The following is a 13,463-nucleotide window of genomic DNA, read 5'->3' on the forward strand; positions in this document are numbered from 1 at the left end:
ACCAGTGCCTTAACCAGCAAAATATCTTGGGCAAGGTCTGAGGTATCTAGTGGAAACATAACCTCCTGTGGAAAGCCTTACCCAACCCCGATAATAACTATTAGGAATTACTCTGACATAACCGCCATTGTAAGCATAACCGATCAGCTGTCCACCGGGCGATCGACGAATGTGAAGTCTGCCACCATTAGTAACAACTCGACTGCAACTTACTCGGTTAGAGGCTTCTTGGTAGTCATCATATTCATCATCAATAAATGATGTTTGTATTGTTTCACAAGGTTGGAAATATAGAGTTGATGCGGTACTAGGTTTGATACCAAAACCAAGAGAACCCAACGCAGAAAGAGAAACTAAAGAAAAGGTAGCTAGCAAATTTTTCCAAGCACTCATACTTTTAGATTCCTCTAGTGAGAAAAACAAAACTTCTTGTCAGTCTTTCAGAGGAGAGGTATTACAACCCGGATTTTTTACTTAAAAAGTTTGTAGTCACGACTTGAGTCGTTTCCGGGCGCGATAGAAGGACTAAAGTCCTCACAACGAACTGGTTTGTAGTTACGACTTGAGTCGTTTCTGGGCGCGATAGAAGGACTAAAGTCCTCACAACGAACTGGTTTGTAGTCACGACTTGAGTCGTTTCCGGGCGCGATAGAAGGACTAAAGTCCTCACAACGAACCATAGTGAAGATAACTCATGAAAAAACCCAGTTATTGAAGAAACTGGGTTGTTCAATACTATTAAACAGATGTGAGTTGATAACTCTCTTCCTCTTGGTGTTTTGCTTTGGCTTGTTTTATTGCTGCCAATTGTGTTAAAAGTTGATCTCGCACTTCATAACGGTATTTAAAGAAGTGTTCGCCTACACCCAAACCTGTCATATAATCATAAAATAGACGGGGTTTGAGAAGTGCGATCGCCAAAAACTGCCACCAAAAAAGCCAGCGAGTCGAACGTAAAACACCTTGTCGCCAACAGACCGCAGAAAACAAACGTAATTCCTTAGTCGTAATCTTCGGCATCAACCTACCACGCCAACCATTCATCATCATAAAATGGCGGAAAGTGCGTTTTAAAAATGGCATTGGTTCGTAAATATTCCAAAAGGCATCAATGTATTCTTCAACTAGTTCTTCTACAGGTCTTGTGGGAACAAAATTCATAATTGCGCCTTGGTGAAATGTTCCCAAACCATTCACCAAACGACCTTCTTTTTCCAAACGTTGCCACAGTTGAGTATTTTGTAAAGCTTGCAGTAAGCTAAACTGACCTTGGGGAATTCCTGTAGCAGCAATAAATTCTTGAATGCGTTTGCCAGCGCCGGGACGTTCGCCATCAAAACCCATAATAAAACCGGACATGATTTGTAGTCCGGCTTTGGTAATTTTCTGGCAAGATTCTACTAATGGATGGCGTGTATTTTGATTTTTGTGGATGCCGAGCAAACTTTCTGTATCGGGAGTTTCAATTCCCATAAATACGATCGTAAACCCAGCTTTCACCATTAACTCGATCATCTCGTCATCTTCTGCCAAATTCAGCGAAGCTTCCGTCAGCAGAATAAATGGATAATTGCGTTCTTCCATCCAAGGAATTAAAGCTTTTAAAAATAGCTTGGCATTGCGTTTATTGCCGATGAAATTATCATCCACAATAAACACATAACGATACCAACCCATTTGATAAAGCACTTCCAATTCCGCTAACATTTGTTCGGGCGTTTTAGTGCGCGGTTTGCGTCCGTACAGATTGATAATGTCGCAAAATTCACATTGGAACGGACAACCTCGCGAAAACTGCACCGTGATTGCTAAATAAGCATCCATATTTAACAAATCGAAGCGAGGAATGGGAGTTTGGGTAACATCTGGTTTTTCCGGGGAACGGAAAATGCCTCGTTCTTCTCCTTTTTGCAAAGCTTCTAAAAACATGGGGATTGTGCATTCACCTTCATCTAAAATCAGGTAATGCGCTCCTGCTTCCAATGCAAACTCCGGTACAGAAGTAGGAAAGGGCCCCCCGACAGCCACTTTTTTACCTAAAGCGACACCTTTTTGAATCAAGGCACGAAAATCGGCTTTCTGCACAATCATTGCCGAGATAATTACCATATCGCACCATGCCCAGTCTACTTCGGTTTCTGGTGCAACGTTGCGATCGGCAAACTTAATTTCCCACTCTTTCGGCAACATCGCTGCAACTGTAATCAATCCTAACGGTGGATTGGTCGATCGCAAACCCGCCAAATGCAAAGTCTCCTGATAACCGTTCTGCAAAACCTACTCAAATCTACCTAAGTAGACTGATGTTTGCTTCCTGCTTCATAGAATCCTTAACGGCAGTGCCATTAAGCTTGTCTGACTCGTCGGGTAAGGATTGGGTATCACTACCCGCACCTCCCCTAAGAACCGGACTTGACAGTTTCCCATCATCCGGCTCAAGCCTTATTTCAAGCCTTTCAACTTGGGTTTTGAATGTACCTGTTTGTGGCACGCTGCGTGTAAGTGCTGTAGGTTGTCTGTGTCGTCTAGACCGCCTTTAGCTACAGGTACTATGTGGTGGGTTTCTACCTCTTCCCCATTGATTAATAGTTCACCGCAGATGGGACATTTCCAATTTTGGAGAAGGGCTACTTCGTAATATTTTGAGCCTTTCTCCCAGTATGATTTCCCGTTCTTTTGGTGACGTTTATCCCAATAATCTTTTAGGGACGGGTCATCTGGTGACGCGCTACCTTTAACCTTTATGTGCCTTTCAATGGGTGTTTTTGAGATAGGATATAGGGTGATTGTCACCTTTTTCCTACGGCGTTCGCTTTCGCAGGCGAACGTCCATTGATTATTTTGGATGGTCTTAAAGTAACGGTTTTTCACCCACTTTTTGCCTTTCTTGGGGTGTCTACGCTTTGCCCAATGCCAAAGGTATTGCCATACTCGGTGTGAGATATAGCTGAAGGTTTCTTTGCTAACTCCACCTTTGTAATAGTTAGCAAAACCCCTGAGAATCGGATTCAGTTTTCTGATGACTACTTCTTGTTCTTGACCATTCAGACGTTTGATTTCCTCTCCTATCCTTTTACAGAAAGCTAATACTTTCTTTTTGGATGGTTTGGTTAGCAGTTTACCGCTATAGTGTCTTAGATTAAAACCAAGGAAGTCGAAACCATCTTCCATTGACGTGATTAGCGTCTTCTCAGTGCTGAGTTCTAAGCCTCTTTCTCTCATCCATTGCTGAATCTGGATTTGTGCTTTTTCGAGACTTCCTTTGTCCCTAGCTGTAACTATGAAATCATCAGCGTATCTCACCACGCCAAGTTTCGGATTGGTGGATTTTATGTATGTTTCTAACCCATGCAATCCTATGTTGGCTAGGAGCGGGGATATTACCCCTCCTTGTGGTGTGCCAAGTTCTGTCGGGTTAATTTTCCCTTGGAACATGAATCCAGCTTTTAACCATTCTCTTATTAACTTTCTTTGTGGAAAGTGGCTAATACTGTCGAGAATGGCTTCGTGGGCAATGTTGTCGAAAAAACCTTTGATGTCAGCTTCTAGTACCCAGTTGTCTCTTCCTTTGCATACCCTGATGAAGGATTGTTCTATTGCATCTTGACAACTTCTACCGGGTCTGAAGCCATAGGAATTGTCTTCAAACATGGCTTCCCATTCGGGTTCTAGTGCGTTTTTCACTACTACTTGCATGACTCTATCTCTAATGGTTGGGATACCAAGAGGACGTTTTTTGCCGTTTGGTTTAGGAATCATAATTCGTCTTGTGGGACTGGGTTTTGTTCCTTTCCAATTACGTACAAATTTCACTCTTTGTGCGGGGGTGTTTATAACCTCCTTGTCAATCCCTGCCGTCTTTTTACCGTCATTGGTTTGAGTGATTTGTCTGACTGCTAACAGTAGGTTTGCGTAGCTTCTTAGCATTAACTTTTGTAGGCTTCGTAGCTTACGAAATAACCCAAGTTGTTTGGCACGAAAGATTCTTTGACGTAGATTTCTCACAGCTTTTCGGGCTTGTCGCCAATTAATTTGGCTCCAATCTTCTAGCTGTTTCTTTTGTCCGTTTACTGTCATTTTCATGGCGGTATCTAACTTGTCATCAGATTCGATTTCTTAGTCATTTCGTCTTTCGTATAAGACCCAGGTGAAGTCTGCTTTCCTTTCGGTCAGAGGCAAATTTTGAACCTCTATCTGATTCATTACAAATCAGCATTCGCTTTTTCACCCATCCTCTACCCTCCAGGGGTTTCTGTCATTGTTGCCTTTGACTTACTAGGGTTTTCGACCTTTCCCTAGACCTTGTAGGGTTTACCCTGTTGTATCGTCTAGTTTTCTTTTCTTTGTTAGGTGCTGTCTATACTGCGATGAGGTTTATTGTTCACACGGTTTAAGAATGTGGAAGTCTTTAGCCCCCTCATAGGAACCTTTCAGCCTTATTTGGTTCCTCGTTTGATGACGCAGCTTGTGACAGTTCACTTGCGTTCACCGTTCAAAGAAATCCCTCTTGCTCCTAACTATCTTAGGCTGATAGCTTCGGCTACTTTCGTGGTCTGCATTCCGGTTGTTTCGTTACCTACTAAACCGTGACCGGACTCTTTTAACAGTCTTTTACGTGAGGGTAGGAAGTGTGAAACTCCTAGAGGACAGGGTTCCTCATTCTAGATGACCAGTTCAGGTCGCGCTCCACAGGCTAACCCCGTCGAACTGACGGTTAAAGGATAATCAATATCTGGATGCCAGTTTTCTAAATTGATACTGGCATTAAGATCTCGCTCAATTTCTACCCCACAATTGCCACACTTAAAAGTTCTTTTTGAGAGTGGCATTTTTTGTCGATGATGACAACAACTACAAAGTTGAGAGCTTGGGTAAAATCTGTCAACTTCAATTACTATTGCACCGTACCAAATAGCCTTGTACTTTAGCTGTCTTTTAAATTCGTAAAATCCACAATCAGCAATTGCACTAGCTAAACGATGGTTTTTGAGCATACCGGAAATGTTCAAATTTTCGATAACTATTTCGCTGTGGTTCTTAGCTAACCAAGTCGTTATTTTATGCAGCGCATTTTGCCTGATATTGGATATTTTTCGGTGCAATTTAGCTACTTTCAAATTAGCCTTAGTACGATTTTTAGAGCCAAGTTGCTTCCGGCAAACAGAGCGTTGCAGATGTGATAGCTTTCTTTTCTGTTTTCTGTAAGCCTTTTGATTTGGAAAAATCGTACCATCCGAGCAAGTGGCAAGATTGTTAATTCCGATATCAACTCCAATGCGATTTTTGAGTTTCGGAGTAAGTTTAGGTTCTAGCTCGTATTTAACACTGATGTACCAATCATTTGCCCTTTTTGAGATAGTAACATTTTTCGGTTGCGTGGTTGGTAAAATTTCCGCACATTTCACCCATCCAATTCTCGGTAACTTAATTTTATTGCCAGAGATTCTGATGCTGCCTTCCAAGTAGAAGCTATCTTTAATATGCTTCTTTTTGAACTTTGGTTTACCTCTTCCTGGAATCGTGAAACTACTTTGAAACGCTTTTTGAAGATGTCGCAATGCTTCTTGAGGAGCGCATTTAGATACTTCGTAGTACCAAGGATTTGCTGATTTCACTTCGGCTACCAACCTTTTGTGTAAGTCAATAGCTGTTGGCAGTTTTAGATTGTTAGCCAAAGCGTTCAAACAAATTTCTAATCCCCAATTCCAAGCGTGTCTAGCTACTCCAGCGTGTTTAGCTACTAAAGTGCGTTGTTTATTGTTTAGATTTAGTCTTGTCTTAAAGCTTTTGAGCAATTTCTCTTAACTCCTCTACAACTTTTTTGTTTTTATGGCTGCGACTGCCGTACAGTCTAGCAGAAAACACAGTAATAATTTCTAGGACATCCTTGGCTAAATCCTCCTCATAACTAGCATCTTCTGTGCGGTTAATTATTACTACCTCTGTGCCAAAATGTTCGCACAAACTGAAGATTAATTCCGAGCCAAATCGCAGCAATCTATCTTTATGAGTTAACACCAATCTTTCTACCTGATTATCGGTAATCATTCTGATTAATCGTTGTAAACCTCGCTTACTGTAATTCAGCCCAGACCCTAGATCTTCTATTACTTGATATTGCCAACCATGTTGAGCGCAGAAAAGCTCTAACACTTGCTTTTGTGTTTCTAGGTCTGATTTTTGGTCATGGCTAGAAACTCTGGCATAGCCAATTGTTATAGCATTATCTGACTTGATTCCTAATAATTGAGCCAAGTCATAACGCCTGTGACCATTCAATGTGCGTTCGGGTGTAAGTTTTCCTTCGGCTTCCCACCTCCTCAACGTGGAAACTGACACCCCTTTGATTTTTGCTGCTTCTGATATAGTTAGCTTACTCATAATGGCAGTTTAGCACATCTTTCGAGCAAGTTTAGAAAGGTTTAGACAAAATTTTAGGAGCAGTTAACAAACCCCAAAAAGAATTCGGAAAATTCGGCCAAATCAGTAAAGCTTTCATCTCTTTAACCTCTGAAGTTGCTTTGAAAGTAGGGAGTGGGGGCTGGGGACTGGGGACTGGGGTAAGTTTTGAGTTTTGAGTTTTGAGTTCAAGAGTTTCCTTGCCCTTCTGTCCCCCTGCCCCCCTGCTCCGTAAAAAGATTAGTAATTTGAAAAAAACTAGAGAAAAAACGCGATAAAATGATCTCGCTTGTGTAATTACCCTGATTTTGCAAAAATCTGCTTGGTTTCCAGCTTACTTCCCATTTATTCAAAACGAAAAGGAGATTTTAGTAAAGTTTTGTGAAGCTTATTGGTAGATGCTTTCAGGAAATTGCCGAAAACTTGAGAAACAAAAAATGTAAAACTAGTTAAGTGAGTTATTTAAACAACCTTTAGGCAGGTTCCAGATAGTTTAAGAAATTTATGGCGAAACAGCGAGTTCTCTCTGGGGTTCAACCAACTGGCAATCTTCACCTGGGTAACTACCTGGGAGCGATTCGCAATTGGGTAGAAGGACAGAGCGAGTACGATAACTTTTTTTGTGTGGTTGATTTGCACGCGATCACAGTTCCTCACGATCCAGCTACATTGGCGGAGAATACATATAAAATTGCGGCTTTGTATCTAGCTTGCGGCATAGATTTAAATTATTCGAGTATTTTTGTGCAATCTCATCTTCCCGCCCATAGTGAATTAACTTGGTTACTAAATTGCATTACGCCTTTAAACTGGTTGCAAGATATGATTCAGTTTAAAGAAAAAGCAGTAAAGCAGGGAGAAAATGTTAATACTGGTTTGTTGGATTATCCAGTATTAATGGCAGCAGATATTTTGCTTTACCAAGCTGATAAAGTGCCTGTAGGTGAAGACCAAAAGCAGCATTTAGAATTAACTCGTGATATTGCGGTGCGGTTTAATCATTTGTTTGGTAATGGCAAAAAAGTGTTAAAGTTACCCGATCCTTTAATTCGGACGGAAGGTGCAAGAGTAATGAGTTTGACGGATGGGACAAAGAAAATGTCTAAGTCCGATCCTTCGGAATTGAGTCGAATTAATTTGTTAGATTCGCCAGATGAAATTCAAAAGAAAATTAAGCGCTGTAAAACTGATCCGGTGCGTGGTTTGTCTTTTGATGACCCGGAAAGACCGGAAAGCCGAAATTTGTTAACTTTATATATGCTGCTTTCTGGCAAGACAAAAGAAGAAGTTACAGCGGAATGTGCAGATATGGGTTGGGGTCAGTTTAAACCTTTGTTAACTGAGACAACGATTAATGCTCTTAAACCAATTCAAGATAAATATTATGCGGTGATGAATGAATTGGGTTATCTGGAATCAGTGTTGCGCGAAGGGAAGGAAAAAGCTGGTGCGATCGCCAATCAAACCCTAGCAGAAGTAAAAGCCGCAATGGGCTATTCCCAACCTCTCTAGAAGCAGAGGTGCAGGGGTGCAGGGGAGCAAGGGAGCTTGAGGAGTTTTTCCCTAACCCCTAACCCCTAACCCCTAACCCCTAACCCCCTCCCTAGTACCCAGTCGCCAAAACCAAGGTTTCTCATAATGCACAGTACGCCATACCCAAGACCATTGAATAATTTTCGTAACGCTGTTAAAACAGGAGAATTTTTAATTACCGCTGAAGTCTCGCCACCCAAGGGAGGCGATGCAACTTCGATGCTGAAAATGGCGCAACTTTTAAAAGGTCGAGTTCATGCGGTGAATATTACCGATGGTAGTCGGGCGGTGTTGCGGATGTGCCCTTTAGCCGCTTCAGCCATTTTGTTACAACATGGGATTGAACCAATATGTCAGGTTGCTTGTCGCGATCGCAATCGCATTGGATTACAAGCAGATCTCATGGGTGCAAACGCCCTTGGTATCCACAACATTTTAGCCCTGACTGGCGACCCGGTGAAAGCGGGAGATCATCCCGACTGCAAAGCGGTTTTTGATTTAGAATCTGTGCGGTTGCTGCAATTAATCGACAAAATGAATCATGGTTTTGATTGGAATGGTAAACCTTTAACTGATGGTGCGACTGATTTATTTGTCGGTGCAGCTGTCGATCCGCAATCACATAGTTGGTCAGGTTTACAACGGCGTTTTGAGCGAAAATTACAAGCTGGGGCGCAGTTTTTCCAAAGTCAATTAATTGCGGATTTCGATCGCTTAGAAAAGTTCATGAATCAAATTGCAGTTGGTAGTAATAAGCCAATTTTAGCGGGAATTTTCTTAATTAAATCAGCGAAGAATGCCGAATTTTTAAATCGCTGTGTACCGGGAATTGAAATACCGCAATCGATTATCGATCGCCTAGCCACCGCCAAAGACCCATTGCGGGAAGGAATGAAAATTGCCGCCGAACAAGTAAAAATGGCAAAAGAAATTTGTCACGGTGTCCATTTGATGGCAATTAAACGAGAAGATTTAATTCCCGAAATATTGGATATGGCAGAAATTTCACCTTTAGCAAAAAGTGTGTGATATCATGCCTTAAGTTTGTTGTAGCGACTTTAGTCGTATTATTTACATCAAAGGACTAAAGTCCTCACAACAAACCAAGGGATTCAAGTGTTCTCTAATTTCCCAAAGAAGATTGCGGCATTTCCTTGAGTTTTTTCTGAGCAGATTGCATCAATTCTTGTGCTTCTTGGTAAACTGTTGTTCCAGTTTGCACCTTTTGTAATTCATAAATTATACTTTGAATTTGGCTCATCATTTGATTGCGATCGCGTCCTCCAGAATTACTAGCTAATAAATTTTCTATTTCCCGTTTTGCTGTCGTTAATGCAGCAACAGAACTTTCCTCAGCTTGTCGCCTAATTTTCACAATTCCCAAATTACCTTGATAAGTAATTAGTAACTTTTGTGCTTCTAAATAACCCGATTCTTCTAAAGAAATTTTCTCTAATCTATCGATCGCTTGTTCCCACAATTTTTCCACCTCTTGCCATTGGGCAGCACTATGAGGTGGATTTTGTCCCCTGACAGCCGCAGCCATTGCAAATTGCCTTGCTGCATCCATTAAAGTGCCTGTGCGTTCATTTTCCGTAGCTAAAGTCGAAATTTGCTGAAAATCCCGTTGATAAGCTGCTATTTTGACTTGCGATCCTTTACCAGCGAAAGTTTCTTTTGGTAATTGTTTTAATTGATCTAAAGCAACTTGCCAAGCCGCGATCGCTTTTTGACGTTCTTCCCAACTTTTCGCCACACTATGTTGCTGCTTCGCCGTATTTAAAGCTTGTTCTCCCTGTTCCAACAAAGTTTGAGCTTGCTTTTCTTGAAACAGTTTCGCTTCCATTCGCCCTATATTAGCACGCGCCGAACGAAATTCATCAAAAGTAAAATTCCATCCAAACCAAAACCTATATTGCGGTTGATAATCTAAAAACCAAACAGGTAAACCATCCAAATGTTTTTGTGCTTGTTTGACCTTTTGTTCTCCCAAAATCAAATCTGCTTGACTAGTTGCTCGATTAACCAGCTGATCTGCTTGTTCTACCAGTACGATCGCTTGTCGGTAATCATGATCCATTTTCATGTAACTAGGTAGCAGCAAAATCGGTGCAGTTCGCGCCACAGGCCAACGAATCATCGGATAAGGTAAGTTTAATACCCAAATCGTGCCAGCAGTAGCACCTGCAATTCCCACCACCCATTTAACTGTATCCCACGCACCTGGAGGACGATTAGCTTTAGCAGCTTTTTGGAGAACTTTATCGCTGAAATTAGGGAAAACATCGCTAACTGTATCACGTAATTCTTCATAAGTAGCCAGATCGCCGTCTTGGTCTCGCAATTTATTTAATCGTTTAAGTACGATATCTCGCTGTACTTTCAACAGAGGATCTTTTCCCACACACTTTTCCACTTCCGCACGTAAAATTTCCCAAGCGCGACCTGTGAGACGAGACATAATCAATACCTAATCAGTAGCATTGTTATTCCAATCTAGCTCAACCAAAATTTAAAATAAGATAAATTGCCGGATTTTTTAGGGAAAATATACAAATGATGCGACGTGGTGTTACAGTATGGTTTACTGGTTTAAGTGGTGCAGGGAAAACTACGATTAGCAAAGCGGTGGAACAGGAGTTGCGATCGCAAGGATATTTAGTAGAAGTTCTCGATGGAGATATTGTGCGCCAGAACTTAACCAAAGGTTTAGGTTTTAGTAAAGAAGATCGAGACGAAAACATTCGCCGTATTGGTTTTGTCGCCCATTTATTAACCAGAAATGGCGTAATTGTTTTAGTTTCGGCAATTTCTCCTTATCGGGAAATTCGCCAAGAAGTAAAATCAAAAATCGGTGACTTTATTGAAGTTTTTGTGAATGCGCCTTTAGATGTTTGCGAAAAAAGAGATGTTAAAGGATTGTATAAAAAAGCGAGATTGGGGGAAATCAAACACTTTACCGGAATTGACGATCCTTACGAAGTTCCTATTAATCCAGATGTAGAATGTCACACAGATATAGAAACAGAAGCCGAAAGTGTAGCCAAAGTTTGGCAAAAACTACAAGCATTTGGATATCTGGATTAAGTAGTTAGTAGTTCTGTAGTAATTACTTGTGGTTTTCCACTAATTACTACTGCTATTAGGCTCTGTTTCTCAACAAATTTACAAGTCTACAAATTAGGCTAACTGGACATTTTTCTGTGTAAACTGTTAACCCGCCAAATCCACTAAAGCGTCTCGTTTAAACCTGACTGTGCGGGAGACGGAGATGCGATAATGGTCAGAAGTGAATACCGATAGCGTAATATTATTTGTTTGACCAGAATCTAGAATGCGTTTCACTGTACAGATCTGCATCTTATTATTGCAGTAAGCAATGATGCGATCGCCCATTTTGATATCCAACGCTTGTATTTTCAATTGTAATTCAACCTCATCAAGGACTTGGCTTACTTAGCTGTATCCAGCAGTGCTTTTGCTATCAAGCCCGCGATTTACGATTCCTGTTTACCATACCACATAAATCAAAATTCCTCTATTCCTATCGATAGACGTATTCCTTGTCAAGGGGAATTATACTTAAAGCCTAATTAAAATACTGGTTTTTATAAAATGCTAGCTTTATTAACCACTCCGATCGCGTCACCCCTCGACCTGATCAATGGTGGTCAGCGACGAAGTATTAGCCCCACAATGAACCAATCTATGAGAGATCGGCATACTTGCCTTTGTTGCTCAAACTCTTTACTGCGTCATATCCGTTTAGGAGGTATTTATTGGCGTTGTAGCCACTGTTATCAAGAAATGCCTGTTTAGAAAACAATTGCACAGACAGATTCTGTGATGGATAAGCTAATCCAAACTGAATCTACTTCAGAATCTGTTCATCGAGAGAGTGAACCGAAACAGCACTAAGGGTCTAAAGAATGAAAGCATTATTGCTCTATCCTCAGTTTCCCCAGTCCTTTTGGTCTTACGATCGCTTCATGGAAATAGCTGGATTTAAAGCAGTTATTCCACCTCTAGGAATTATTACAGTCGCCGCCCTCCTTCCCAAAGAATGGGAAATTAGATTTTGCGATCGCAACGTTAACCTCGAAACAGACGCAGATTGGCAATGGTGTGACTTAGTTATCCTCTCTGCGATGTTAGTGCAGAAATCAGATTTCCACGCTTTAATTCAAAAAGCAGTAAAATTAGGCAAAAAAGTCGCAGTTGGTGGCCCCTATCCCACATCGCTTCCCCAAAAAGCCCTTGACTCAGGAGCGCATTACCTGATCCTCGATGAAGGGGAAATCACAATTCCCAAGTTTATTGAAGCACTTAATCAAGGCGAAGCGCAAGGAATTTTTCGCTCCCCGGAAAAACCTGATGTCAGCCAAAGTCCGATGCCTCGCTTTGATCTGCTCAAACGCGATGCCTACTTCATGATGGCAATTCAGTTTTCTCGCGGTTGTCCCTTCAACTGCGAGTTTTGCGATATCATAACCCTCTACGGTCGCAAACCTCGCACCAAAGAACCGAGTCAAGCAATAGCAGAATTGCAAAAGCTTTATGATTTAGGCTGGCGAGGTTCACTTTTCATCGTTGATGACAACTTTATTGGCAATCAGCGTAACGTCAAACGCTTTTTAAGAGAATTAATTCCTTGGGTAAAGCAACATAATTATCCTTTCACTTTCATGACTGAAGCTTCTGTAAATTTGGCAGAAGACGATGAACTTTTAGATTTGATGAATCAAGCTGGATTTTATGCCGTATTTCTCGGCATTGAAACCCCAGATCAAGACAGTTTGAAAGTAACTCACAAACTACAAAATACTCGCCATCCCCTCATCGAAGCTTGTCGCAAAATTAATCAGGCAGGTATGCTGATTTATGCAGGATTTATTCTCGGTTTTGATGGCGAACGTTCTGGCGCAGGTAAGCGAATTGAAGCATTTATAGAACAAAGCAGTATTCCTCAACCTATGCTAGGCATTCTCCAAGCTTTACCTAATACTCAATTGTGGCATCGCTTGGAAAAAGAACAACGTTTAGTAGAGGGTGTTGGTATTACTAAAGTGGGAGATCAAAATACTTTGATGAATTTTATCCCCACTCGTCCTGTTGCTGAAATTGCCAAAGAATATCTCGAAGGTTTCTGGAATTTGTATGAACCAAAAAACTATCTGAAACGCTGTTTTAAGCAATGTCTCAAGATTAATTCGCCAGCAGAACGAAAGCAAACAATGCAATTTCCCTTGGGTAAGGGTTTGCGATTAGTTTCCCAGGTAATCTGGCATCAGGGTATACGCAGTCCAGAAATTCGCCGACAGTTTTGGCAACAATTATTGACAATTTTGTTAATAAAACCGCAACTTCTCAATATGTATTTGGGTTTATGTGCGGCTGGAGAGCATTTTTGGGAATACCGAGTTTTGGCTAGGGAACGGATTAGTGAACAGTTAGGTTACGATCCGCTGAAAGTTTCTGTAAAACCTGAAAAAGAACAAATGCTTGTTAAGTCTTGAGTTTGATTCAGAATT

Annotated in this window: 12 protein-coding genes; 5 read left to right on the plus strand and 7 right to left on the minus strand. The window is 41.2% G+C overall.

The genetic code is table 11. The annotated features are described in order from the left end of the window. Positions 1 to 9 precede the first annotated feature (9 nt). From ACE1CI_RS22945 to ACE1CI_RS22965, 5 genes are all read right to left on the minus strand, one after another. Positions 10 to 393 (minus strand): hypothetical protein, encoded by a 384-nt coding sequence (locus ACE1CI_RS22945; RefSeq protein ID WP_413266862.1) that lies wholly within the window; start codon positions 391 to 393, stop codon positions 10 to 12. A 345-nt stretch (positions 394 to 738) separates the two neighbouring features. After that, a complete protein-coding gene (locus ACE1CI_RS22950; protein ID WP_413266861.1) occupies positions 739 to 2,274 on the minus strand; it encodes a B12-binding domain-containing radical SAM protein in 1,536 nt (511 codons plus the stop codon). A 168-nt stretch (positions 2,275 to 2,442) separates the two neighbouring features. Beyond that, positions 2,443 to 4,083 (minus strand): group II intron reverse transcriptase/maturase, encoded by a 1,641-nt coding sequence (gene ltrA, locus ACE1CI_RS22955; protein ID WP_496615221.1) that lies wholly within the window; start codon positions 4,081 to 4,083, stop codon positions 2,443 to 2,445. A 578-nt stretch (positions 4,084 to 4,661) separates the two neighbouring features. Continuing rightward, a complete protein-coding gene (locus ACE1CI_RS22960) occupies positions 4,662 to 5,795 on the minus strand; it encodes an RNA-guided endonuclease InsQ/TnpB family protein (RefSeq protein ID WP_413265896.1) in 1,134 nt (377 codons plus the stop codon). After that, the gene (locus ACE1CI_RS22965; protein WP_413265897.1) at positions 5,779 to 6,381 is read right to left on the minus strand and encodes an IS607 family transposase; all 603 of its coding nucleotides are present in this window, start codon (positions 6,379 to 6,381) and stop codon (positions 5,779 to 5,781) included. The genes ACE1CI_RS22960 and ACE1CI_RS22965 overlap by 17 nt, the downstream gene beginning before the upstream one ends. A 522-nt stretch (positions 6,382 to 6,903) precedes the next feature. Here ACE1CI_RS22965 and trpS point away from each other — a divergent pair. Both trpS and ACE1CI_RS22975 read left to right on the plus strand, forming a co-directional pair. Next, positions 6,904 to 7,911 carry a tryptophan--tRNA ligase gene (gene trpS / locus ACE1CI_RS22970; RefSeq protein ID WP_413265898.1) on the plus strand — a complete coding sequence of 336 codons (1,008 nt, stop codon included), beginning with the start codon at positions 6,904 to 6,906 and terminating at the stop codon, positions 7,909 to 7,911. A 126-nt stretch (positions 7,912 to 8,037) separates the two neighbouring features. Then, positions 8,038 to 8,961 carry a methylenetetrahydrofolate reductase gene (locus ACE1CI_RS22975; RefSeq protein ID WP_459564100.1) on the plus strand — a complete coding sequence of 308 codons (924 nt, stop codon included), beginning with the start codon at positions 8,038 to 8,040 and terminating at the stop codon, positions 8,959 to 8,961. 94 nt (positions 8,962 to 9,055) lie between these two features. On the opposite strand, the gene ACE1CI_RS22980 is transcribed toward ACE1CI_RS22975, so the two are convergent. After that, complete coding sequence (locus ACE1CI_RS22980; RefSeq protein ID WP_413265899.1) at positions 9,056 to 10,393, minus strand: hypothetical protein; 1,338 nt, start codon at positions 10,391 to 10,393, stop codon at positions 9,056 to 9,058. Between the two features lie 95 nt (positions 10,394 to 10,488). Here ACE1CI_RS22980 and cysC point away from each other — a divergent pair, with 95 nt between their 5' ends. Next, positions 10,489 to 11,019: an adenylyl-sulfate kinase gene (gene cysC / locus ACE1CI_RS22985; RefSeq protein ID WP_413265900.1), complete on the plus strand. Its 531-nt coding sequence runs from the start codon at positions 10,489 to 10,491 to the stop codon at positions 11,017 to 11,019. A gap of 126 nt (positions 11,020 to 11,145) precedes the next feature. On the opposite strand, the gene ACE1CI_RS22990 is transcribed toward cysC, so the two are convergent. Continuing rightward, positions 11,146 to 11,355: a hypothetical protein gene (locus tag ACE1CI_RS22990; RefSeq protein WP_413265901.1), complete on the minus strand. Its 210-nt coding sequence runs from the start codon at positions 11,353 to 11,355 to the stop codon at positions 11,146 to 11,148. Between the two features lie 192 nt (positions 11,356 to 11,547). On the opposite strand from ACE1CI_RS22990, the gene ACE1CI_RS22995 reads away from it, so the two are divergent. Both ACE1CI_RS22995 and ACE1CI_RS23000 read left to right on the plus strand, forming a co-directional pair. Beyond that, on the plus strand, positions 11,548 to 11,751 hold the full coding sequence (locus ACE1CI_RS22995; RefSeq protein ID WP_413265902.1) for a hypothetical protein: 204 nt from the start codon (positions 11,548 to 11,550) through the stop codon (positions 11,749 to 11,751). A gap of 110 nt (positions 11,752 to 11,861) precedes the next feature. Continuing rightward, a complete protein-coding gene (locus ACE1CI_RS23000; protein ID WP_413265903.1) occupies positions 11,862 to 13,448 on the plus strand; it encodes a B12-binding domain-containing radical SAM protein in 1,587 nt (528 codons plus the stop codon). Positions 13,449 to 13,463: the final 15 nt, after the last annotated feature.

Source organism: Floridaenema flaviceps BLCC-F50 (assembly GCF_041929275.2).
Classification (GTDB): domain Bacteria; phylum Cyanobacteriota; class Cyanobacteriia; order Cyanobacteriales; family Aerosakkonemataceae; genus Floridanema; species Floridanema flaviceps.

What these genes read in the sequence shown, in the direction of transcription:
- ACE1CI_RS22945 (WP_413266862.1), bottom strand. Translation starts at nt 393, where the DNA reads ATGAGTGCTTGGAAAAATTTGCTAGCTACCTTTTCTTTAGTTTCTCTT.
- ltrA (WP_496615221.1), bottom strand. Translation starts at nt 4,083, where the DNA reads ATGAAAATGACAGTAAACGGACAAAAGAAACAGCTAGAAGATTGGAGC.
- ACE1CI_RS22965 (WP_413265897.1), bottom strand. Translation starts at nt 6,381, where the DNA reads ATGAGTAAGCTAACTATATCAGAAGCAGCAAAAATCAAAGGGGTGTCA.
- trpS (WP_413265898.1), top strand. Translation starts at nt 6,904, where the DNA reads ATGGCGAAACAGCGAGTTCTCTCTGGGGTTCAACCAACTGGCAATCTT.
- ACE1CI_RS22975 (WP_459564100.1), top strand. Translation starts at nt 8,038, where the DNA reads ATGCACAGTACGCCATACCCAAGACCATTGAATAATTTTCGTAACGCT.
- ACE1CI_RS22980 (WP_413265899.1), bottom strand. Translation starts at nt 10,393, where the DNA reads ATGTCTCGTCTCACAGGTCGCGCTTGGGAAATTTTACGTGCGGAAGTG.
- cysC (WP_413265900.1), top strand. Translation starts at nt 10,489, where the DNA reads ATGATGCGACGTGGTGTTACAGTATGGTTTACTGGTTTAAGTGGTGCA.
- ACE1CI_RS22995 (WP_413265902.1), top strand. Translation starts at nt 11,548, where the DNA reads ATGCTAGCTTTATTAACCACTCCGATCGCGTCACCCCTCGACCTGATC.
- ACE1CI_RS23000 (WP_413265903.1), top strand. Translation starts at nt 11,862, where the DNA reads ATGAAAGCATTATTGCTCTATCCTCAGTTTCCCCAGTCCTTTTGGTCT.